This window comes from Rhizobium sp. BIGb0125 (assembly GCF_024810055.1).
In the GTDB taxonomy this organism is placed as follows: Bacteria; Pseudomonadota; Alphaproteobacteria; order Rhizobiales; family Rhizobiaceae; genus Agrobacterium.
Genome location: NZ_JANUDV010000009.1, coordinates 53,056 through 75,376 on the forward strand (window position 1 = coordinate 53,056; position 22,321 = coordinate 75,376).

The following is a 22,321-nucleotide window of genomic DNA, read 5'->3' on the forward strand; positions in this document are numbered from 1 at the left end:
GCTGTCGACGTGTGTGTCCTCTCAGATGGCAGAATACGCGTTTTGCTCTTCACGTTGTTGGGCGCGAACGCGAATTAAGTTGGTAGTTGCCTCGGCGATAGTTGTCAGCGCTTCGAACTCAGAAGGGGCCAAGGTACGCGGTACAACGTCGATGACGCATATTGAGCCAAGCGCAAAGTCGAATTTGTCGCGAACGGGAGCGCCCGCGTAAAATCGAAAGCCAAATGGCGCTGCAAGCGCCGGATTGCCCTCGAATATCTCAACTCTCGACAGGTCTTCTATCACCGTAAATTTGTTTGCCATGAGCGTACTGTTACAGAATGCCCAGTCTCGAGGGGTCTGTTCTCCTTCAAACCCTATTCGCGATTTGAACCACTGTGCGTCCTTGGTGATCAAAGTGAACATTGCGACAGGAGCATGTGTGACGTCGGCTGCCAGGCGTACAAGGCGATCAAAGCTCGTGTCGGGTGGCGATTGAAGCAACTCGGACTGCTTCACTGCCTCCAGACGCGCACGTTCATTCCAGGGCGTCGGAAAGCCGGCGGACAAATTATCAGCTGGCTTGGTCGATCGCAGATAATCCACGACCGCTGCGCTCATCTGCGAGACGTCGCTCGACATCTTCACTTGTACGCGCCGGGACATCCGCGTCGCTGGATGATTAACGTCGGCTTCGGTTGCACTGACGATAAGCGTTTGTCTGTAGCGAACATCGTTGCCGAGCGCGGTTATGAGCCGCTTTCGATCAGGTTCATCTGCGTTTTCAACGATAATCAGCATAGGAGGGATGACCGCGATCAACTTGGACAAGGCCTCGACATCTTCCACGACATCCAGGAGCAAGCCTGATCCTGGAAGGCCGGTCAGCTGCCAGTGGGCACCGCGACCTTGAGCTGCGACAACCACACCCCGGGCTGAAACGCGAATATCATCGGAATGGGGATCATCAATCAGATCCAGAACTGCCTGTCGGGGAATTCGTCTGTGTCCGCCTGGTGTTTTCCAAGACGGCAATTGACCGCTTTCCACCCATAACTGGGCAGTTCGCACAGAAACACCTAATAACTCCGCGGCGTCCGCCGTAGTCAGAATATCTTTCACGCACTTACCCACTAATTGAACATTAGATATAGTAAAATATGGAAAATATGCAAGAAGTGTTGGAATTGGCAATCTATTCCATTTGTAATCAACACACCCATCGCTGATACGAAAGCGAAACCTCACCTCGCCAACCTGCAGGCTTCTAAAGCGGCCTATAGGCGGGAGATTTGTCATGAAGTTGAGTGTTTCTTCAGGAACCATTTCGCGGCTTAGCCCGCTGTACTCTGCGCTTCTCAAGGGCGCCAGCAGAGCGTTTTCGTTTCTCAAACAAATCGTCGGTTTCGGTAGTGTAGCCTACTACTTTTCTCCTTATTACCCGTGGCCTGACGAGGGCGATTTTCTGCATTTGCAAGTCGACGGCCGCCTGACGGACGGTGAAGACAAGGTGGCCCCATTAGAGCCAGATCACACCGACTGACCACCCGGCTCGAATGTGCTGGTGGCGAACGTGCGACCAGCATGGCGGTCTATCATTATTCAAGACATAGGATTTTCAAGATGCTGCTTGCGCACGGTATTGGTGAGATGGGTGATGACGTGATTGCCTGGCGGCGTCATCTCCACCAGAACCCGGAACTTCTCTACGACGTCCATGCGACTGCCCGTTTCATCACTGACAAACTCTCGCAATTCGGTTGCGATGTGATTGAGACTGGTATCGGCGAAACCGGGGTTGTGGGCCTTGTCAAAGGAACGTTGGGCGAGGGGCCGGTCATCGGGTTGCGGGCAGATATGGATGCCCTGCCGATCCTTGAGCGAAGCGGCAAATCCTGGGCGTCGAAGATATCCGGTCGTGCGCATTCCTGCGGGCACGATGGTCACATGGCCATGCTCCTTGGAGCCACTCGATACCTCAGTGGAACGCGCAATTTCCGAGGTGCAGTGGCTGTTATCTTTCAGCCAGCGGAGGAAGGTGGGGCTGGGGCGCTAGCCATGGTCAAGGACGGGCTCATGGAGAGGTTTGACATAGAACGTGTGTTTGGGATGCATAACGAGCCCATGCTTCCTGTTGGATATTTTGCAATCCGGGCAGGAGCAATTCTGGCTGCTGCCGACACTTTCGATATCGTTGTTCACGGTCGTGGCGGGCATGCTGGTCAACCACATCTTTCAATTGATCCCATTGTGGTCGCCTCCCACCTTGTCATCGCGCTCCAGACTATCGTGTCGCGCGAAACCGAACCATCCGATGCGCTGGTGATTACGGTCGCATCCATTCAAGGGGGGAATGCCCATAACGTCATCCCGAACACAGTGAGATTGACTGGGACCGTGAGAACGTTGAGCGCTGGAATGCGCGCATTTGCGGAAAGGAGGCTGAAGGATGTGACGCGGTTAACGACAAGCATCTTTGGGGCCACAGCAGACGTCTCTTATAACCATGGTTATCCCGTAACATTCAACCATGAGAAGGAGACCGAGATCGCTCTAGAGGTGGCAAAACTGGTCGTTGGCGAAAAGGCGGTAGCGTCTGACATCAAGCCCCGCATGGCAGCAGAAGACTTCGCCTATATGCTGGAAAGCAGACCGGGTGCTTTCATAATCATAGGAAACGGCGATACGCCAGGATTACATAATCCCGCCTATGATTTTAACGATGACGCCATCCCATTCGGCGTGAGTTACTGGGTTCGTCTCGTTGAGACAATTCTCTCCCAACGATGAATGACCTCGTGGTGGCGCAGCACAATATTCCGCTGACTTTCGAGGCAGGTGGCTTGGCGCACGCGTATGCCCATGTTTGATTGAATAGATGGCATTACTGCGAACACCACCCAACTATTTGGAAAGCCGCGGTTTTCCTTAGTCGTTGACGACAAAACAAAAATAAGGTGCAGCGGTAACACCATAACCAGCCGCACTTGCGAGCGCCAATAAACCCATCTCGAAAAAAAGGAGTTGACTGAGATGGCGATGTCTGGTTTTATATAGTTATCGCGATAATAGTTATCGCATAACAACGGAGTGATGCAGATGACCGACAACAAATTCCTCACAGCTGCCGCCGCTATCGCTATCGCCGCCGCAGGACATGCAACTTCAGTATCAGCAGCCCAGCCCGTCAAGAATGTCGTCCTCGTCCACGGTGCATTCGCAGACGGTTCGGGATGGCGCGGCGTTTACGATCAGCTCACCCAGCGTGGCTACAAGGTAACGATTGTCCAGAACCCCCTGACTTCTCTTGACGACGATGTTGCCGCGACAAACCGCGCACTCGACCGTCAGGACGGCCCAACCATTCTTGTCGGTCACTCCTGGGGCGGTACCGTCATCACGGAGGCAGGCATTCACGCCAATGTCGCTGGCCTGGTGTATGTGTCGGCCCTGTCTCCAGATGCTGGTGAAACGACTGGCCAGCAATATGAGGGTTTTGCCCCAGCCTCCGAATTTGTGATCGACAAGGCCGATGACGGCTTCGGTTTTGTCAGCCCCGAGAAATTCAAAGCCGGGTTTGCCCATGATGTCAGTGATGAAGATGCAGCCTTCATGCGAGACTCGCAGGTTCCTATCAATCTGGAGGTGTTTGGCACAAAGCTCAAAAATGCTGCCTGGCGCACCAAGCCCAGCTGGGCTGTCATTGCCACGGAAGACAAGGCCTTTGATCAGGCGATGCTCATTCACATGGCTGAGCGGATCAAGGCGAAGATCACCAAGGTCTCAGCCAGCCATGCGCTGTTCATGACACAGCCAAAGGTTGTCGCAGACACGATCGATGAGGCCGCCAAGACAATCCAGAACAAAGCCAACTGACAACAACAAAGCAAACTGACAACAGAAACATCAAGCGAGTGCAAAAATGCACTCGCTTGAAAACACCAATGCATTTTCCAGACGAGTTCGGCCCGTTCACTTCAAATGAAACTGACGGACCACAAGCTGAAATCTCTGTTTAACGCGGCTCCCGACATAGGTCGGTTGAGCATTGCGCTCCGCGCAACAACACATTTAATTCAACATACAAGGTGACTTATGGAACACGCCACAACAGACCGCGACGGTCCGGAAGCACGGGCTCATCGCACTAAATTTCGTACCCATTTCGATTTCATCATCTGCGGAGCTGGCTCTAGCGGCTCTGTGGTCGCTGCTCGCCTGGCCCAGGACAAAAACGTTCAGGTCCTTCTTATTGAGGCTGGTGGCGACGACAACGCGCCTTCGATTTCAGACCCGGCCCAATGGCCGCTTAATCTTGGTTCATCGCACGACTGGGCATTCGAAGGCGAGCCCTCACCACACCTTAATGGTCGTCGTCTTCCCTTGAACATGGGCAAGGTACTCGGCGGTGGGTCTAGTATCAATGTCATGGTTTGGGCCCGCGGTCACAAGGCTGACTGGGACTATTTTGCTGACGAGACAGGTGATCCGGACTGGGGATACGATTCTATTCTGAACTATTACCGTCGTATTGAAGATTGGCAGGGTAAAGCTGATCCGACACGACGGGGGGCGGGTGGACCGGTATATGTTGCACAGCCCCATTCCCCTCAGCCGCTTGCGGAGATCACGGTTGATGCCGCGAAGGATCTCGGCATCGCGAAATTTGAAAGCGCCAATGGCGAGATGATGGAGGGTGACGGCGGAGCCGCCATTGCTGAGTTGCGAATCCGTGACAACAAGCGGCAGTCGATTTTTCGTTCATATACGCAACCGATCATGAGCCAGCCAAACCTCACGGTCTTGACGGGCGCGCTTGTCACTCGGATCATTTTTTCAGGCAAGACAGCCGTCGGCGTAGAAGCCATGGTTGGTGATAAGATTTTGCGCGTCGGTGCCGATCGCGAAGTTGTGCTGTCTCTTGGGGCGGTACATACGCCCAAAGTGCTTATGCAATCCGGTATTGGACCGGCAAATGAATTGCGACGCCACGGTATTCCTATCGTCCAAGGCCTTCCGGGGGTTGGGGAAAATCATCAGGACCACATAGCCTTCGGCTGTACCTGGGAATATCTGAAACCTCAATTGGTGGGTGGTGGCGGCTGCGAAGCAGTGCTCTATGCAAAGAGCGACGCGCGCTTGCCTGCGCCTGATATGGTGCAGTGCCAGCTGGAATTCGCAGTGCCGCCGCCACCTGAGGTAGGATTGCAAGCGCCTGAACATGGTTGGACGATGTTCGCCGGGCTTGCTCAGCCCAAGAGCCGTGGATGCGTTCGCCTGTCCGGCCCGCAACCCAACGACCCGATTATTGTTACACCCAACTCACTGAGCGATCCTCAGGATATGGACACAGCCTTTCGCACTATCGAATTGTGCAGGGAATTGGGCAACAGTGATCGTTTTCGGTCCTTGATCAAGCGGGAAGTCATTCCCGCCATACGCGACCGCGCAAGTATGGAGAACTTTATACGCAACTCCGCTGTCACGTATTGGCACCAGTCGTGTACGGCCAAAATGGGACGAGATGCCATGTCAGTCGTTGATTCACGCCTGCGTGTGTATGGTGTCAAAAATCTGCGCATTGCCGACGCCTCGGTTATGCCGAGAATACCCGTCGGCAACTTGATGGCTCCATGTGTGGTGGTCGGCGAACGTGCGGCAGACATGTTAAAGGCGGATAACGGAATTTCGTCCTGACCTTTATCACTGGCTTACAGGCTCCTCAGAGCCTGTAAGCTGCGTCCTATTGTGGGGTGCTGGCGGCAATGTCGCCCTGTTGTTGCCCTTCAGTAAGCGTCAGAAAACCTTCGCTACCCTGTGTGAGCAGACCTTTCAAATAACCGGGCATGTTTCATTTATAAGACATAAGTAATGAAATGTAACTCGGCTGAAAAGCGGCCATGAAATTCTAGTCTCTCATGCGACGGAGGTGAGGGAATGGGATTTGGACCCGAGGACTACGCTGAAAAAGCGCCAAGTAGTGACAGACCTGAAGACCTCAATCCAAAGCGATCCGAGAGACGCAGGAAAGCGCTGATATCGTGGGATTATCAAGATCGGTTATTTGATAAATCCGGGGAGAAAATTGGTGCCAAATGCGCTCCTGATTTGCCCGTTGCGTTGGATGTGAGTCAACGCAATGAACAGTCATTCCATTCTTCCGATGGCGAACCAGATGAATTCCGACAACTATACACGATCGGCGCGGCAGCCTTATCTCTGCTGAGCATCATGGCCGTTTTATATTTGATTCTGTGCCATCGATAATGTTCTGCGCGCACCATTCTTTGCTTTAGTTTCGCCAGTCACCATAGCGCAACTCGCAGGTGTCGTACTGCAATTGAAATGTGAATCCATAAAACGGAAATACAGACGAAACAGGCCGCACGCATTTTTGGCCGTCGTCCGTATTTCAATAGGTGTGCCCAGTTTGATCCAGAAACGTCTTGGCTGCTGCCATTAGCCCCGTAGGGGCGCGGCCTTGGCAATTCTTTGTCGGCACCGTCAAAGCGGCCCTCTCACACTGAATTACTCGCGACGCTATGTCATCAACTTCATAAAAGAGGCTTTTATGCACGAAATATTGTTGCGCGTAATCTTCGGCGCTGCCGTTATCGGTAGTGCGACTTCCGCCATTGCTGCTGACCGCGTTGTGCATGTTTACAACTGGTCCGACTATATCGAACAGTCAATACTTGATGATTTTACAAAAGAAACAGGAATAAAGGTTATATACGACGTATTCGACAACAACGAACTGCTTGAGACAAAACTCCTCGCAGGAGCATCAGGCTACGATGTTGTTGTTCCGACCGGCCCCTTCCTTGCCAGACAGATCAACGCAGGGGTTTTCCAGAAACTGGATAAATCAAAGCTCCCTAATCTCCGCAATATGTGGCCGGACATCATGACACGGCTTGCCGCTTATGATCCTGGAAATCAATATGCCGTCAATTACATGTGGGGAACGACAAGTATCGGATATAATGTCGAGAAGGTCAAAACTGCGTTAGGCGATGTCGCAATCGACAGCTGGGACGTACTTTTTGCCCCCGACAATGCAAAAAAGCTAGCAGCGTGCGGCATCAATATTTTGGACGCGCCTGACGAGACGGTCGCTATTGCCATGTCTTACCTCGGTAAAAATCCCGATAGCAAACAATCGGATGATCTCAAGAGTGGTGTTGAGGTCTTCAAATCAATCCGTCCGTCGGTGCGCTCGTTCAACTCGTCGGCCTATATCAATGAGCTTGCAACAGGCGACATTTGCATTTCGATCGGTTTCTCGGGTGACGTGCTGCAGGCGAAGGCAAGGGCGGAAGAAGCTGGCAACGGGGTCAATTTGGGTTACGTCATTCCCAAAGAGGGCACTTATATGTGGTTTGACAATCTGGCCATTCCTGCCGATGCAAAAAACGTGGATGAAGCACATGCCTTCATCAATTATCTGATGAAGCCCGAAGTCATTGCCAGAGCTTCCAATTACGTACAATACGCAAATGGTAACCTTGCATCTCAAGAGTTTCTAGATGAGGAAGTTCGCAAAAACCCCTCAATCTATCCTTCAGCGGCGGTCCTCGACAGGCTTTTTACAATTTCACCATACGACGCTACGCAACAGCGTGTGCTGAACAGGCTGTGGACAGCGCTCAAATCAGAGAATTAGGCCAGCTGCCCCAAGAAAATGCGGTGGGCCATTTCTTTATGGTCCACGTTACGAACACACTGATCTTGGCGGGATGCATTTACAGTGTCGTTAAAGTGCTTGACACAGATGCTGGGCTCTCGTCGGTCAGACGGGAGCACTCCAACCTTCAATGTTCGCGTAAATTTCGTCGCGTAGATTTCTAATGTCGCGGTTGAGAAGCGCCAGATCATGTGGACTATGTGCTGACGCTGATAGTAACGCGTCGCTTAGACAACCAGCTTTTCGCTGCAAGGCGCGCCCCTCTTCAGTAAGCGCCACAACAACTTGCCGTTCATTCTCTTTACTGCGAGTTCTATGCAACAGGCCCGCAACTTCAAGTCGTTTCAGGAGTGGTGTCAGTGTACTGGATTCCAGGGCAAGGCTGTTGGCGATCGATCCAACCGTTTGCTCGTCTTGAGCCCAAAGAATATTCAGCACGAGATACTGGGGGTAAGTCAGGCCGAGTTCGTCAAGAAAAGGCTTGTATGCTCGCTGTATTGCTATGCCGGCCGAATAGATCGAGTAGCAGAGCTGTGCGGTTAAAGGGGGCGGGGGATTGGCTTTATCAGTCATTTGAGTGCTCCTGTCACTCAAAGATTTACTATCTCGAATCGCGAAAATCAATATCGCGATAACAAAAATCTCACATGTCTGGGTTCTCCCAGTGTTCCTGCTGCAGAAGTCATTTGGCTTGTGAACACGGGTGGGTCAGGGAATACATCTCTATGGCGGTTGCAAGCGGTTGATAAACGTCTCTTTTCGGAGGTTTGGCCACAGCAGACAGCAAGCCGTTTTGGCAGGCCCGCTCGTCGTCCCAGCCGGGATGGTTGACGATGGGATACAGGCAAATGCCTTCCAACGGTACGCCGGCTTCCATTGCGATGTCAGCCTGCCTCGTCACATATTCGAACCACGCGGTTCTTCGCTCATTCTCGATACCTGTTTCGGAAATCAGCATTGGCCTGCCATAACGGGCATAAGTCTCTATCAATATATTGCTGAGGGGCTTGTACAGTCTATGCCCGATATCGAGTGGCGGTCCTCCGTGGATCCACTGATTATTAAAGTAGTAATTGACACCCACGACGTCGAGATAGCGTTCCGCACCACCGATCTGGGGCCATAACCGTCCTGCAATCAAGTCCCAACTCTGAAACTGTGACTTTCGGTGTCCGTCGGCTAAACGTTCTTCCCAAGGGCGTTCTGGATCCGTGACAACGTTGATAGCTGGTTCGCAGTGCACGAAACGAGCGCGCGGGTCTACAGTCAGAATTGCGTCCATGGCAGCAATCGCTGCGCGTGCCAACTGCACCTTGAGCTCGAAACCGCGACCATGTGCGAACGGATTGAGATAGGCTGCATCACCACCTCCCCAGGATAAGAACGAAATCTCGTTAACGGGGCAATAAAAAGGGATGCCGTCACTCTCTTCTTGAACAATTCGTGCGCAGCCGGCGGCATAATCCGCAAAACGGTCAACGAACCGGGGAGACCAGATATCGACGTCGTCTGGCCATCCATAGTGCATCAAGTCCCAGATGACCTGTGTTCCAACCTCCGAGGCCGCTCGTAACATCGGTATGACACTTGTCCATTCATAGCCGTTTGGCCGATCAATCAGGTGCCAACGGAAACCGTCCCTTACTGTTCGTATTCCCAGATCAGAAAGCTGGCGGTAGTCTTGAGCAGCATAAATATCGTGACCAGTCGATGCTATTAGGTCGAGGCGCCGCCCGGTAGGTTGATTTTCATTGGGACGCAGACGATGTGTAGAACATTCAAATCCTCCCTGTAGGAAGGATTGAAAAAGACCCGTCGGCTCAGCTGGCCGACGTTCTTTGACCACCTCGTCAATAAGGTTCTCCCATTGCGGCAGCACCGCCTCGACGGAGTAGGTTGCCTCTACTTTCAAACGCAATGCCTGACCCAGGGCATTGCGCAGGTCCGGTGAGACAATCAGATCGCTAAGACATTGCGCAACGATAACCGGATCGTTGAATGGTACGAGAAGTCCCGACCTACCAGGATCGATTTGCTGGAGCACACCGTTGTCAGGTGTCGCGATGACGGGCAGTGTTGCCGCACCCGCCTCGGCTATAACATGCGGCATGCCCTCACCAGCTGATAGCCAGACAAAAATGTCGAAAGCCGAAAGGAGGGTGGGGACATCTTTGCGGTCTCCAAGAAACTGCAGGGTATTATCTAGTCCCAGGCTGCCCGCGAGTTCCTTCAGATGCTCTGCATAGTCGGGGTAAAAAGCGTCCGGGCCGCCAACAATGACGAAGCGTGCGGATTCATGCCTATCGTGAACGAATGCCGCCGCCTTGATAAAATCCTCAACATTCTTTTTGGGATCCAGCCGTCCGACCCATCCTACCAGCATGTCACCGTCGCGAATTCCCAGCGTGTTGCGCATGGTGCTACGGTCGTTCGCATCAAAGGTAGTGAGATCCACCATGGAGGGTATTTCCAAGGCATGATGTTCTCGCCCTTCCATCCTGGAAGCTGCTGCATCGCGGATGGTCTGACAGACACCAACATATCTGGTCGTGTAGTGCTTAGGTCCCGCCAGCGCCTCCGATACAAGCCCGCCGTGCTCGATTAGCGGCGGGCGCAGATGTAATAGCTCGAGTGCCGGGTAGATGTCAGCAACGTTCTGGCAAGATATTACGACGTCGTAGAGAGGAATTTTCCCGGCCAGATACTCGACCGTATCGTCGAAGGACAGCCCATAGGGTGTCGTGTCAACGTCGACGCCAAGTGCTCGGAGTTGCTCATGAGTTTGGTCTGTCATGCCAGGTCTATGGAAGCATGCTGTCACGTCGATACGATACCGCTTGGGATCCAGATTCTTTGCAAGCAGCCGTACTTCGGTTTCCTCACCGCCTACGACCAGCCAGGCAAAAACGAACAGAATTCGCACAGGTGCGGCCTCCCCAATCATTCGTTCACCTGGAAGACAATCTGCAGGAATTCCGGTCGATTCTTGATTAAGTCGTTTAAAAAGCCAGGCGCGTCATCGATAGGAAGCACATGCGAAATCATGTGCTCACGGATGATTTTGCCTTCAGTGAGTAGAAGATCCACCGTGGCTTGGGCCAGCCTGCGCCGATCCCAGAGCGGTGCCAGCCCGCGGGGAACTCGATTGATCTGTGCGCAGCGAATGTTCAAGCCATTGTGGTGAAACTCCTCACCGAGCCGCAAGTGATCGGCTCCGCCCTGATAGAACGCCAGGTCGATCACCGTGCCTTGAGGACGCAAGGACTTTAGCGCTGTGTGCAGACTGCCAGCATGGGCTCGCGTCTGAAATACAAGGTCAGCGCCGCGCCCCATCGCACCATCATGCCAGCGTGCCTTTGCATGCTGCCAGCCCTGTTCCTCTGTCATGGCCGTGAGGCCCATTGCGTCGGCTTTGCCCCGCCGGAATTCAGACGGATCAGTAATGATCACGTCCGAAGCACCCAGCGAGCGGGCAAACAATGCCGTCATCAGGCCAACGGTTCCCGCACCGATTACCATAATGGGGCGACCGTTGACGCCGGCCCCGAGAGCAGGAACGTGTAGCCCAAAGGCTTCCGCATCAGCATGAAGGATACCGTTGGCGCAAATAGGGCCCATCTGGGCGACCAGGACGCCAAGCAAGGGATCAAGTTCGTTCGGCAAGGGTACCAGCACGTCGTGGAAAGGGTCAGCGGTGTGGCCGGTTTTGTGCCCGTAAGCTGATGCGACAAGTGCGCCATCGGAAAGTCCGAAGGCGCGGGATTGAGATATTCGCGCCACCTCCATGTATCCCAGAAAGGGAACGGGATAATGCAGATCGGGCTCGTTTTCGATGAACACGCCACGATCGCGGTCGAACCGAGACCGGAAATAGGGATTGCTGTTCTTGAGAAAAGTCAGTTCGGTGCCCGCAGAAAGACCAGTATAGAGCGTGTCCAGCCTGACCTGACCATCGACGGGAGGGCCTTCTTCATATTCGAAGAAGTAGGTCCGGCCGGGCGCCTCCACACCGAGAGAACGAATATGGCGGTGGCCAGGGGGCATCACTGCATGCGGTTCTTCTGAACGCGGCTGGTGTGTCAGGGGTGCCAGTGGCGTTCGCTGCACAGGTGCTGCTTCGAGCCGCACGGGTTTCCCCGCACGTGCAGAAGACATGACAGCCAGCGCCAGCCTGTGCGTTGCAAGCGCGTCTTCGTAAGAGCAGCGGATACGGTTCTCGCCGCCGCGAACGGCGTCGACGAAATCGCGATCCTCGCGCCAGACGGGATCGCCGTCGGCACCACGCACCGGTCGACCGCTCCCAACGTCAACCATGATTTCGTGGTCTGTCAGTTCGATAGCAAGTCGATCGGCAAAGATATGCAGGCCGACGCGGTGGTTCCAGCCGAGCAGGCAGGTGGATGCGATGTTGGCGATCACTCCGGTCTGGAAGGTGAGGCTGGCTGTTGTGGCCGTTGGAACATCCAAACCGGGGAAGTCTGGTCGGTCTTTGTGTCCAACACGGCCGTAGACCTCGGTCACCTCGCCGAAAAGAAACCGAGCCAGATCAAGGAGGTGCGTCGCCTGCTCAATGATTTGTCCGCCTGACTTGTCCTGCTTCCACCACCATTCGGGTGGCGGGGTAGAATCCAGCCAGTAACCCGACAGGAGCTGGGCGGGATTGTTCTCCAGAAGAGCCCGCGCTTCATCAACGATATCGAGATAACGCCAGTGATAGCCGACGGCCGTGATCAACCCTTTGGCGATGACGGCCGCCGAGATTTCTTCGGCAGTCGGCAGATGGAGCGAAACCGGTTTTTCAACGAAGAACGGGATCCCGCGTTCGATCAGGTCATGTTCCGGTATTCCGTGGGCGAAAGGCGGGATGCAGATATAAACAGCATCAGGTTTTACTGCGTCCAACATGTCTCGGTGATGCTCGAACGATCTCGCGCCAAACCGGATCGCGGCCTGGTCTGCTTTGGCCAAATCAGGATCAGCAAATGCTGCCATCTCCACGTCGGCAAACTGCGCGAGGATATCCAGATGACGTTGGGCAATCCCCCCGGCACCGATGAAGGCCAGACGTGTTTTCTGCATGGAGTTGTCCTTGTGAAAGCGCTTCGCTGGCTTGCTGATAAATCGCTGATAAATCGAGGCCGTCTCCGCTGCCATGCGGTGGGCAGAAAAGTTGTCGCGGAAGCGATCGTGACCCATTGTCCCGGCCTCTGCCATGCGGCGAGGATCGGCGAGGGCTCCGATGATGGCGCAGGCCATAGCGTCTGGAATGCCCGGTTCTGCAAAGAACGGGTGAGTGTCGCCCAGCGCCTCAACAGTGCCACCAATACGCGTGGCAACGACTGGAACTCCAAGCGACATGGCCTCAAGTATCGCGAGGGGAAGGCCCTCAAAAAGCGACGGGAGAACCAAAAGTTCGGTAATTTCCATGAGCCGGGCAATATCTTGTCTTTGCCCGAGAAAGCGGACGTGGTCCTCAAGGCCAAGCTCTTTGACGAGGGTCTCGATTTTTTGTCGCTCGCTTCCGGAGCCTGCCAACAGCAGAATCACGGTCGGGTAAGTCCGAACAATCTTCGGCAGTGCATGCAGGAGGGTTGCATGGTCTTTTTGTGCCGTGAAACGCGCGACGGTTAACAGAACGATCCGTCCCTCAACCCCTAACTCCTGTTTAAAATTGGAAGTTTCGAGGCTGGGCTCGAAAGGAAAAATACCGTTACGGATGGTTGATAGACGGGCAGGATCGACGCTGCTACGGAAGCTTTCCGCTGATGCAGCGGAAACGACTATGTGGTGCGCGACGCCCAGGGTCTGCTGCCTGTAGTGCTCCTTTTGTGCAGGATCTGTCAGCAAATACGGGAGGTGGTCCGTTCGAATAACCGTAATGTTTTTTTGACGGCCGGCTGCTGCAAGATCATGTCCTTCCCATCCGATCCCGGCGTGGACATGCAGGAGGTCTATATCGGCTGTGGTCAGCCAGTTGCCGAATTCTTCGTGATTGCCAGAAAGCCGTATGCCGAGACCATGACGCGCAGCGCGGGGTAACACGCCTGTCCGGTCTTCCGTCATCAAAGACAGAGTTACATCCCAGTCCAAACTAAGTGCTCGACCAAGCGCAATCATGTGCTCGCCCATGCCTGATGGGTCGAGGCTGTCTGTGGCAAGCACTATTCGCAGCTTGTCAGTCACGATGGACATCGGCCAGTACCGCGCCGACATCGTGTCGTTTCTTCAGGCGTCTATACGTCGCAAGCGCCTGACCAACCACCTGGTCCATGTTGTAATATTTGTAGGTGCCAAGCCGACCGACAAAGGTCACATCACCCAGTTGACGCGCGAGTGCCTCGTATCGCTTGTAGAGAGCCTGGTTTTCGGGCCGAGGTATAGGATAATAGGGATCTCCGTCTGCGCAGGCATATTCATAGCTTATGCTGGTTTTCTCGTGAGACTGGCCTGTCAGATGCTTGTATTCAGTGATGCGGGTATGCTCGACTTCCTCTGAGGGGTAATTCACGACTGCGACTGGTAATACCCATTCGGCATCGTGTGTCTCGTGCCGAAATTTCAGGCTTCGGTAGGGAAGGCGCCCGAATTGATAGTCGAAATACTCATCGATCGGACCCGTGAAAATAATATGTTTTGCAAGGCGTGCCTGCTTGAGTTCGGCAAAATCCGTGCCCAGCATCAAGGTGATATTATCGTGATCCAGCATACGCTCGAACATCTGGGTGTAACCGTTGAGCGGCATGGCCTGAAATGTGTCGAGGAAATAGCGGTCGTCGGTGCTGGTGCGGGTTGGAACACGCGCGGTCACAGAGCGGTCCAGGTCGGAGGGATCAAGACCCCATTGCTTGCGGGTATATCCTTCGAAAAATGTCCGATAGAGCTCAGAGCCGACCTGCGAAATGACGACGTCCTTTGACGTCGAGATTGGATCACATGGTTCGGCGCGGCCGGCGAGGAAAAGTGCAGCTGCTGCTTCGCTCGGCAGGTCGAGCCCGTAAATCATGTTTAGTGTGGTTCGGTTGATCGGGATCGGCACGCGCAATTCGCCGATCTGCGCCAATACCCGGTGTTCATAAGGGCGCCACGCCGTAAAGCGGGATAGGTAGGCAAAGACTTCGTCGCTATTGGTGTGAAAAATGTGTGGGCCATACTTGTGAACAAGAACCCCTTCTTCATCATAGTGATCATAGGCGTTACCGGCGACGTGAGGACGTCTGTCGCAAACGAGAACCTTCTTGTCTCCGTCTGCAGCCAACCGCTCGGCAAGAACTGAACCCGCAAAACCTGCGCCAACGATCAAGTAGTCATATGTATCGCTCTGGACCTGGCTACTTTCCCTCAGGAGCGGCTTTTTAGCAGCATTGCGCGCGCTGCCATTTCGCAATACTGCTTCGTCCACCAGAGCGGACATGGAACGGAATGTTATATCCCAGGACGATAATGCGAGGACACTATCAACATCGCGCAGCCAGGAAGTACCTGACTTTGCAATCGTGATCGCTTTATCGCAAGCATTGCAAAAATCCTCAGTCCCGTCGGCAATGAACACCCCAGGCACATTTCCGTAGCTGCGCACAACGTCTGTCACTGCTGTACTAACGACCGGGCGACCGGCTGCAAGATATTCGGGGGTCTTGGTCGGGCTTATGAACCGTGTCGCTTCATTGAGTGCGAATGGCATAAGCGCAACATCCCACCCTGACAGATAGGCAGGCAAATCGTCGTAACGTTTCTGGCCCAGATAATGGATATTAGGTGCTTGCGGCAGGTCACTCGTCGAGATTTTCACCACAGGTCCAAGAAAGACGAATGACATCTCCGGACGGCTAGCGGCTAGTGAACCAATCAGTTCCAGATCAAGCCTTTCATCAATCACCCCGTAGTAACCAAATCTCGGGTGAGGAATCGATGCCTGGTCAAGCGGCTCAGGCAGCTTGCCTCGAGCGGATAGAAAATGACATTTGTCGACGCTTGAGGGAAAGGGGTGGATATTGTCGTGACGATGCTTCTTAGCCTCATACAGGCTTACGCCGCCCGTAAAGACAACATCCGCACGATCAATCAACTCGGCTTCCGTCGACTTAAGGTGTGGTGGTGCCAGTTTGAAGTTTGCAAGTTCGTCCATACAATCATAAATCACTGCTGCGGCATCAAAATGCTTGGCAAAACCAAACATCATTGGTGTATAGAACCACAGCACTGGCCGCTCGCCGCCGTGTAGCGCAAGGAGCTCGCCCAGAAGACCTGCAAGGCCAGCCTCGCGTTCGGTCTCGTTCCACCAGTGCGGAATCCGTGGGCGAACCGCCTTGACTGGAGTGCCATCGAAAGGGTGGATTTCGAGATAGGCGAGGTGATGATCCGTTGGGATGAATTCTTCAAAGAAAAATACTTGGCGATCTGCAGCGAAGCGCTGCATGAGATGCTGAGGTCTCTGCACCACGAAATCCCATCTCAGATGTGAAAAACAGATGAGCGGGGCATTTTCGGGTAGAAACTTCTCGGGGAATGAGCTCAGGCGATTCATAACTTACCTCGCAACAGACAGCCCCCTAACAACAATTGTCAGATAATGTTCCAGTTGCTGAAGATATCTGGCTATGTTTCGTCGATTATGTTTTGCAGCTTCTGGATGCTGTGTGGCCAGGTCCAGTTTTCCAGCACAGTTTTGCGCGGATGAAAGGCACCTGGGATATTCAACATAAGGCTGATGCCTTCATGGAAAAGTTCAGCCGTTGCGGTCCGGCCTGTGTCTTGGGTTATATACTGCAACCCACAGGACAGAAGGCTGTTGGCAAGGACAGGGATGCCAGCCAGCATGTATTCAGTAATTATCGCCGGAGCACCATCGTCGATACCGCATACGACCCCCATGCGCGACTGGTTCATCAGCCGATTTACTTCCGCGAAGGGTACGCCTGGAGGATCTACAAAGTCGACGTTGATGCCGAGTTCTTCCACCTGGCGGCGTAAATCGCTCATCATTTCGCCATAACCGCACACGCAAAGCGCTTTTAAGGTTCGCGGCAGTTTGTGGAGAGCGTGAAACAGGATGTCATGCCGTTTGTAAGGTTGCGCTGCCGCGACGTAGATCACGTCATGTATTTTGGGCAGGTTCAACGGTCTGAACGTGATCTCGGAAGCAAATTCAGGGCCGATGGGCATGACTGCAGTTCGCATTCCTGGATGACGAGCTCGAACAATCTCCGATTGCCACTCAGCCCCGGTGATAACAAGATCAAAGTGGCGGCTTACTTCTGCAGGCACCCGAAGGGCGGGAGCATCGATGGAATTGTAGATCTTGAAGCTTTCGCTGCATGCCAGAAGAATGTCCTCACTCACACCAAGACCCCAGACACACAATATTGCAGGTGGCCCGAAGGCCTGTATATGACCCAGCATGTCGTTTGACGAAAACGGGGCCTCTGGACCGTTCATCCTGAACGAGCGACGCCTCAAGAAAGGGCTAGCAGATATCAGGTCTTTCGGAGGGAGATCTCCACGCCAGTGTGTCCAGACTTCCGCGCAGTCGACAAGCTCATTCTTGAGCGCGGCGAGAGGAAGGCGTTCAATGTAACCGCCTTCAACGATGACCTGATGTGGTGACGATACAGGACTGGGAGGAGTGCCGCGTGAACCGCTGATCCACTTTTGGCGTGATAACTCGACAGATAGCGTGTCCACAGAACTGGGCGGCCCTTCCTGAAAATCACTGATCACCACTAACCGCTGCAGCTTCTTGCCGCTTGACTGGTCGCGAACCTTGATGGTGCTTTCAGTTGCCATGGTTTCCAATATGTGAGTTCGTGCTGTAACGGATTGCCTGAAAAAAGCGATCACAACCTGCGGGAGCCATCGTGAGCATCAGGTGACGATTTTGCCGGACGGGTCGGGCTTCGTTTTGGAAATCCAGGGTACCCGCTCAGCATATGCAGTAACACCGCAGATCTTTTTAAGTTTCCTCGGATTTGTGTTTAGAAAATTGTTTTGGCCTGAGGGTGCCAGATAACCGCCTCAAAGGACTGGATGCAGGTAAATTCCGTGGGCCATCCTGCCAACAGGTCTAAATGCCGCCGCTGCGGATTGCAGGGTCAGACCCAACTCCATGTTGCGCACCTTGTCGCTGGCCGGATTGTGCCAGTGGGTAATACCTTACGTCACCGAAGAGCTTGGGGGCCAGGGAGCTTCACATTAACCATCAAGCCCGGGTTCATCGGTGCCAATTCAATGCTGCCGCCGTACAGTTCTACAATCTCCTTCGATATGCTTAAGCCAAAGCCATCTCCTGCGACAGTTTCGTCAAGTCGAAATCCGGGGCGAAGCGCGTCTTCGATTCCGGAATCGGGCATACCTGGTCCATCGTCGAAAATACCGATCGTTACGGCTGAACCTTCGATCCGTGCACAAATCCGGATGGTTTCATTTGCCCACTTGAATGCGTTGTCGAGAATGTTGCCAAAAATTTCATCGAAATCTTCGTTTGCACAGCCTACAACAACAGAAGGGTCGACCTTGCATTCAACAGACAGATGTTTGTGTGCATAGATCCGTTCCAAAACAAAGAGCAGGTCTTTAAGGCGAGGTCTGACCGTTGATGTTGAGCGAGCCATATCGCCAGCTGTTGCTTTACGACCGTCGGCGAGATGATGTTGAATACGCCGGTCAATTCTTTCAATCAGCTTTCTCATGCTTTTATCAGGGTCATTTGTATCATCGAGAGCCAGCATCATACTGGCCACCGGTGTTTTAAGCCCGTGGGCCATGTTTGCAAAATGCACGCGCGTGTCGGCAAGACGCTGCGCACTTTGATCGATCAGTCGATTGATCTCGGTTGCGACAGGTCGAAGTTCCTCAACGCCCGGCTCGGGGAGGGTCGAACGATTGCCGGTCAACACAGATCCAATATCTGCCGTCATTTGGCGAAGGGGGCGCAAACCAAACCTAACCTGCAAGATAGTACCTGCGATGAGACTGCCGCCAAGCAGCGCCATGACGGGAAGAAGCCACATCAATGACCGGAATGCGGGGGAGGTCAGGGCAGTTTCTGGTGCGGTGGCGGTGATCGTCACGATCCTGTCGCCGACGGTTGCCTCTGCCCTTCTCGAGTGCAAGGCCTGTCCGCGTAGTGCTGTGGTGCCACCGGGCCTGGGCATGCCAGCGAAAAGCTGGCGCCATTCGAAAGCGTGACCTGGTGTCTCGATCGTACCGTTGGAAAGTGAGCGAGATGTAAGCCGAACGGACTGTCCGGAAACCTGCCAGTACCACCCGGATCCCGGCCTATCAAAGGGTGGCCCATCTAGCTGAATGGAAAGTGTTACTGCACCGTCGGGGGCGGTGGTGATGGCGCTCCGCAACGCCTGGATCTGAGTGTCGAGGCGCTGATCGACCTGCGAACGGACGACGCCGGCGACGATCAGCCAGAGGACGACTGAAGCGACGACGATTGCGGCAACAACAAAGATAGCGGAGAACGCAATCAACCGCCCGGATATCGTTGAGCGCTGCAGAAGCCTTGAGATATTCATGATGCTGCCGTCAGCATGTAGCCACGACCCCGCACGGTCTCGATATGCTGCGGGCCGATCTTGCGGCGCAGGCGTGCTATGATCACTTCAATCGAATTTGAATCTACCTCCGCGTCGCCGTCATAGACCCTTTCTAAAAGCTCACGCCTGTCGACCACTGTTTCTTTTCGCAGCGTCAGGCAGGACAGTACGCGCCATTCGAGCGCCGTTAACTTCAGGGGTACGCCGTTATGCTCGAACGTGCCAAGCTGTGCATCAAACGTCAGTGGCCCGCAGTTGATTCGAGCGCTTGCATGGCCCGTGGCGCGCCTCACAAGCGCGCGGATGCGCAGGACAAGCTCCTCAATTTTGAATGGCTTGGAGAGAAAATCATCGGCGCCAGCTTTGAAACTTGCCACCTTATCGGGCCAGCCATCACGCGCGGTCAAAACCAACACGGGGAAGGATCGATCTGCGTCCCTCCAGGATTTCAGGACTGAAACGCCATCAATTTTCGGAAGGCCGAGATCGAGAATTGCGACGTCGAAGATCTCTGTAAGGCCGGCATGCTCAGCGTCCTCTCCATTGCGTGCGATATCGACAACGAAATTCTCCGTCCGGAGGCTCGCTGCGAGACGGCTGGAGAGATCCATATCGTCCTCGACAAGAAGTACGCGCATCCAAAGGTCCGATCCTGGCTAAGATTAGCAATGTTCTATGAGTTTCAGGCTTAACTCAAGCTGAACCAATTGGTTCAGGCTGTTGCCGGGAAGAGTGGCGTAGAACGGTGTTGTCTGAACCAAAGGAGACGACGATGTCTATATCCGATAACATTAATTCCGTTGATCCAACTGAGCCGCATCTGCCACCTGATCCCAGACGTAGACGCAGGCGCGCTGGTGCATTTGGACTGGCCGCGCTTGGGCTCGTTGTCGGCCTTGCAGGAGGTGCGGGCGCCATGAAGTTGGCAAGGCCGAGCGTCGAGGTGGCTCCGATGACGCCTGTCGCAATCTCCGCTATGGCGGATGACAGCCTCGTTACAATCAAAGGCAAGGTGGCCGAGATTTTTGGCAACAAGTTCATCGTTCAGGACGACTCCGGTCGTGCACTTGTCGAAACTGGGCCACAAGGCGAGGGCGGTAAACTTGTCGCATCAAGTGAACTTGTGACGATACAGGGCCGCTTTGACGATGGTTTCCTGCACGGAAGCTACATCGTTCACGAAGATGGACGCACTGAGGCGCTGGGCCCCGCAGGCAAGCCGCCGCATAAGCGGCCGCTTGAAATGCTCAAGCACCTCAAGCCTTAAACGGGTAAGCTGGTGTTAGAGCGGGCTCGCGCGTGGAGCCTGCTCCAGCATCGTGCAGGGCCGGGGTCGCGTAGTTCCCAACATGGTCTCGCAGGTTAATAGGTGGTGCTCTGCCACGCACATCGCTCGACTTATCAATATCCTTCTTGGGGATGATCGGTCGCGATCCCGAGTTTCCAGCCGAAAGCCTGCGAGACATATCTACGTCCCAAGGCCATGTATGGTGACGCCTCGCCAAGTGTGGTAAAACTAACACCGTTTCACTGCTAGTCCTTTAGAGGCCGGATTGCATCGACCCGAACGGTTCCTTCCATTACACCTCGACGCACATCGGTCCGGCCATGCTCGATTTCGATGACGGTATAAAGCTTCTCGTCTCGAAATGCACTGGCATTGACGGTTGTGACGTCTTCGGCTGGAGCGGAATCGATTTCCATGAAGTCCACTTCACGGCTCGATGCGACAAATCGGGCGTCGCCTGAAGTGCGAGCAGCAACAGTGATGGGACCGCTCGGAGGAGCATTCTGCCACCTTGGATCGTCAATGCTGGCGGTTGGTTCCAGCCTGTAGATATTGAGGGGTTCACCGGCCGGTCCTTCGGCTGACGCGCTATCCCGCATTTGCGCCAGGCTTTCTACTGATTGCCCAAAATGTGTTTCACTCGTTTTATTATCGTTTTCGAGGCCGCTTGTTTTGGTCACATTTGACATCGTCCACTCTCCACTGCGCGTAGCGCCTGCTCCGTAACTGACTAGCTAGCAGGATCGCCGCCATGACCGTACCAGCATTGGTACGTAGCTCTAACAAGCCTGGAAGTAAGCGGTTCCCTTGCTGCTAAACATCGAGCAGATTATCGCTTCATGTAATCGGCTAACGCCTGCCGATTGTGATCCTGCCTTGAGCGCAGGCGCCGACGAATGGTGTCGCAAATCAGACGAGCGGTACGCAGCATTAAAGACCGCGCGTTGTTTGGCGATCCTGTCGCTTTCTCCTGTGTGTTCATCGATATCAGCCGCCGCCGGGCGAAACGCTTTTGTCTTCAACATCGGGCAAAGTGCCAGTGCCCGGTGTTTTGCTTTTGTCCATCAAGTGCTGCTTGGCGTGGGGACCCGCGGCTGGGTTGTCCGAGGCAATCGGTGCCTTTTTTGCCGTCTCCTCAACAGCCTCTTGCGCTGTTGTGTCTGCATTGTCCTTGGTCATGATTGCTCCTGTTAAGCGGTTACGCGATATTTGAAGGCATCAGGCATGACACGAGTGGTAATTGCCCGTTGACCCACGACTTTAACTTGGTTGACGGCTCACCTGCTGATCTCAGACGACGGGCTCGGACTGGCCTGAGGCATGGTGGTCATTCTCCATACGGTGCGTTCTCGACTGCGCGGACGATCTCGGCTCGGTTCAGCGTATTGACCCGGTTCATGAGATAGGTGGCGATATTGCCCTCACAATGGTCCGCGAGCTCCAGAGTTCCGTAGCCGTCTTCCCGGGCTTGAGTGCGCAGGATGTCCGCCTGTCGCTCGAAATAGACTGTGTCGTTGGAGAACCTTGAAGAAGTGGCCATTTCCTCGCACTTGTCATTGAGCCATTCCTGAATTGACTTCATGCTGCTTGTCCTTTGTTTTTGAAGGTCGAGGCTGTCGTCCGCAGCATCAGCAGCTACGCTTTCATCGCACAACAATCACGACTGCATGGGCATGGGCGTCCTGACCTGAGCGCAAAAGGCCAATAGTTATCCGCGCCTATCGGCCCGCGTTTCTGAGTAGATCTATTTCTTTGGCAACTGGGCCGAGGAGCTTCCGTAATCTGTTTTCCTCGATCTGATCCAGGCGAAACCTTCTTGCGAAC

General features: G+C 54.1%; 18 protein-coding genes. 7 read left to right on the forward strand and 11 right to left on the reverse strand.

The annotated features are described in order from the left end of the window. Positions 1–21: 21 nt before the first annotated feature. Positions 22–1,101, reverse strand: coding sequence for a helix-turn-helix domain-containing protein (locus tag M2418_RS22160; RefSeq protein ID WP_192490168.1), 1,080 nt, complete (start codon positions 1,099–1,101; stop codon positions 22–24). 175 nt (positions 1,102–1,276) lie between these two features. On the opposite strand from M2418_RS22160, the gene M2418_RS22165 reads away from it, so the two are divergent. The 6 genes from M2418_RS22165 (at position 1,277) to M2418_RS22190 (ending at position 7,645) form a co-directional block, all read left to right on the forward strand. Further along, a complete protein-coding gene (locus M2418_RS22165) occupies positions 1,277–1,522 on the forward strand; it encodes a hypothetical protein (RefSeq protein ID WP_259149144.1) in 246 nt (81 codons plus the stop codon). An 80-nt stretch (positions 1,523–1,602) separates the two neighbouring features. Beyond that, complete coding sequence (locus M2418_RS22170) at positions 1,603–2,769, forward strand: M20 aminoacylase family protein (RefSeq protein WP_250984641.1); 1,167 nt, start codon at positions 1,603–1,605, stop codon at positions 2,767–2,769. A gap of 309 nt (positions 2,770–3,078) precedes the next feature. Beyond that, positions 3,079–3,855 carry an alpha/beta fold hydrolase gene (locus tag M2418_RS22175; protein ID WP_192490156.1) on the forward strand — a complete coding sequence of 259 codons (777 nt, stop codon included), beginning with the start codon at positions 3,079–3,081 and terminating at the stop codon, positions 3,853–3,855. Between the two features lie 219 nt (positions 3,856–4,074). After that, on the forward strand, positions 4,075–5,676 hold the full coding sequence (locus M2418_RS22180) for a GMC family oxidoreductase (RefSeq protein WP_259149146.1): 1,602 nt from the start codon (positions 4,075–4,077) through the stop codon (positions 5,674–5,676). Between the two features lie 240 nt (positions 5,677–5,916). Beyond that, a complete protein-coding gene (locus M2418_RS22185; RefSeq protein ID WP_259149147.1) occupies positions 5,917–6,246 on the forward strand; it encodes a hypothetical protein in 330 nt (109 codons plus the stop codon). Between the two features lie 304 nt (positions 6,247–6,550). Continuing rightward, positions 6,551–7,645 carry a polyamine ABC transporter substrate-binding protein gene (locus tag M2418_RS22190; protein WP_259149320.1) on the forward strand — a complete coding sequence of 365 codons (1,095 nt, stop codon included), beginning with the start codon at positions 6,551–6,553 and terminating at the stop codon, positions 7,643–7,645. 126 nt (positions 7,646–7,771) lie between these two features. Here the strand turns inward: M2418_RS22190 and M2418_RS22195 are convergent, their stop codons facing one another. The 7 genes from M2418_RS22195 to M2418_RS22225 form a co-directional block, all read right to left on the reverse strand. Next, positions 7,772–8,239, reverse strand: coding sequence for a MarR family winged helix-turn-helix transcriptional regulator (locus M2418_RS22195; RefSeq protein ID WP_259149149.1), 468 nt, complete (start codon positions 8,237–8,239; stop codon positions 7,772–7,774). 109 nt (positions 8,240–8,348) lie between these two features. Further along, a complete protein-coding gene (locus tag M2418_RS22200; RefSeq protein WP_250984637.1) occupies positions 8,349–10,610 on the reverse strand; it encodes a glycosyltransferase family 4 protein in 2,262 nt (753 codons plus the stop codon). Then, positions 10,607–13,849: a glycosyltransferase gene (locus M2418_RS22205; protein WP_405049467.1), complete on the reverse strand. Its 3,243-nt coding sequence runs from the start codon at positions 13,847–13,849 to the stop codon at positions 10,607–10,609. Before M2418_RS22205 ends, M2418_RS22200 begins: the two co-directional genes overlap by 4 nt. Next, the gene (gene glf, locus M2418_RS22210; protein ID WP_259149151.1) at positions 13,842–16,082 is read right to left on the reverse strand and encodes a UDP-galactopyranose mutase; all 2,241 of its coding nucleotides are present in this window, start codon (positions 16,080–16,082) and stop codon (positions 13,842–13,844) included. The genes M2418_RS22205 and glf overlap by 8 nt, the downstream gene beginning before the upstream one ends. Positions 16,083–16,261: 179 nt before the next feature. Further along, the gene (locus tag M2418_RS22215; RefSeq protein ID WP_259149153.1) at positions 16,262–17,449 is read right to left on the reverse strand and encodes a glycosyltransferase; all 1,188 of its coding nucleotides are present in this window, start codon (positions 17,447–17,449) and stop codon (positions 16,262–16,264) included. A gap of 371 nt (positions 17,450–17,820) precedes the next feature. Then, the gene (locus M2418_RS22220) at positions 17,821–19,188 is read right to left on the reverse strand and encodes a HAMP domain-containing sensor histidine kinase (protein WP_250984635.1); all 1,368 of its coding nucleotides are present in this window, start codon (positions 19,186–19,188) and stop codon (positions 17,821–17,823) included. Beyond that, positions 19,185–19,847, reverse strand: coding sequence for a response regulator transcription factor (locus M2418_RS22225; RefSeq protein ID WP_250984634.1), 663 nt, complete (start codon positions 19,845–19,847; stop codon positions 19,185–19,187). Before M2418_RS22225 ends, M2418_RS22220 begins: the two co-directional genes overlap by 4 nt. 134 nt (positions 19,848–19,981) lie before the next feature. On the opposite strand from M2418_RS22225, the gene M2418_RS22230 reads away from it, so the two are divergent. Further along, complete coding sequence (locus M2418_RS22230) at positions 19,982–20,476, forward strand: hypothetical protein (protein WP_250984633.1); 495 nt, start codon at positions 19,982–19,984, stop codon at positions 20,474–20,476. 266 nt (positions 20,477–20,742) lie between these two features. Here the strand turns inward: M2418_RS22230 and M2418_RS22235 are convergent, their stop codons facing one another. The 3 genes from M2418_RS22235 to M2418_RS22245 form a co-directional block, all read right to left on the reverse strand. After that, entirely contained in the window at positions 20,743–21,186 is a 444-nt protein-coding gene (locus M2418_RS22235; RefSeq protein ID WP_192490182.1) for a hypothetical protein, read from the reverse strand. A gap of 298 nt (positions 21,187–21,484) precedes the next feature. Further along, a complete protein-coding gene (locus M2418_RS22240; protein ID WP_259149162.1) occupies positions 21,485–21,676 on the reverse strand; it encodes a hypothetical protein in 192 nt (63 codons plus the stop codon). 148 nt (positions 21,677–21,824) lie between these two features. Continuing rightward, positions 21,825–22,079: a hypothetical protein gene (locus M2418_RS22245; protein WP_250984631.1), complete on the reverse strand. Its 255-nt coding sequence runs from the start codon at positions 22,077–22,079 to the stop codon at positions 21,825–21,827. Positions 22,080–22,321: the final 242 nt, after the last annotated feature.

Excerpts from the sequence above, each read along its gene's own strand:
- glf (WP_259149151.1), bottom strand. The coding sequence starts at position 16,082 with ATGCAGCGCTTCGCTGCAGATCGCCAAGTATTTTTCTTTGAAGAATTC.
- M2418_RS22245 (WP_250984631.1), bottom strand. The coding sequence starts at position 22,079 with ATGAAGTCAATTCAGGAATGGCTCAATGACAAGTGCGAGGAAATGGCC.
- M2418_RS22185 (WP_259149147.1), top strand. The coding sequence starts at position 5,917 with ATGGGATTTGGACCCGAGGACTACGCTGAAAAAGCGCCAAGTAGTGAC.
- M2418_RS22225 (WP_250984634.1), bottom strand. The coding sequence starts at position 19,847 with ATGCGCGTACTTCTTGTCGAGGACGATATGGATCTCTCCAGCCGTCTC.
- M2418_RS22230 (WP_250984633.1), top strand. The coding sequence starts at position 19,982 with ATGTCTATATCCGATAACATTAATTCCGTTGATCCAACTGAGCCGCAT.
- M2418_RS22170 (WP_250984641.1), top strand. The coding sequence starts at position 1,603 with ATGCTGCTTGCGCACGGTATTGGTGAGATGGGTGATGACGTGATTGCC.
- M2418_RS22165 (WP_259149144.1), top strand. The coding sequence starts at position 1,277 with ATGAAGTTGAGTGTTTCTTCAGGAACCATTTCGCGGCTTAGCCCGCTG.
- M2418_RS22195 (WP_259149149.1), bottom strand. The coding sequence starts at position 8,239 with ATGACTGATAAAGCCAATCCCCCGCCCCCTTTAACCGCACAGCTCTGC.
- M2418_RS22215 (WP_259149153.1), bottom strand. The coding sequence starts at position 17,449 with ATGGCAACTGAAAGCACCATCAAGGTTCGCGACCAGTCAAGCGGCAAG.
- M2418_RS22235 (WP_192490182.1), bottom strand. The coding sequence starts at position 21,186 with ATGTCAAATGTGACCAAAACAAGCGGCCTCGAAAACGATAATAAAACG.
- M2418_RS22180 (WP_259149146.1), top strand. The coding sequence starts at position 4,075 with ATGGAACACGCCACAACAGACCGCGACGGTCCGGAAGCACGGGCTCAT.
- M2418_RS22200 (WP_250984637.1), bottom strand. The coding sequence starts at position 10,610 with ATGATTGGGGAGGCCGCACCTGTGCGAATTCTGTTCGTTTTTGCCTGG.
- M2418_RS22190 (WP_259149320.1), top strand. The coding sequence starts at position 6,551 with ATGCACGAAATATTGTTGCGCGTAATCTTCGGCGCTGCCGTTATCGGT.
- M2418_RS22175 (WP_192490156.1), top strand. The coding sequence starts at position 3,079 with ATGACCGACAACAAATTCCTCACAGCTGCCGCCGCTATCGCTATCGCC.
- M2418_RS22220 (WP_250984635.1), bottom strand. The coding sequence starts at position 19,188 with ATGAATATCTCAAGGCTTCTGCAGCGCTCAACGATATCCGGGCGGTTG.
- M2418_RS22240 (WP_259149162.1), bottom strand. The coding sequence starts at position 21,676 with ATGACCAAGGACAATGCAGACACAACAGCGCAAGAGGCTGTTGAGGAG.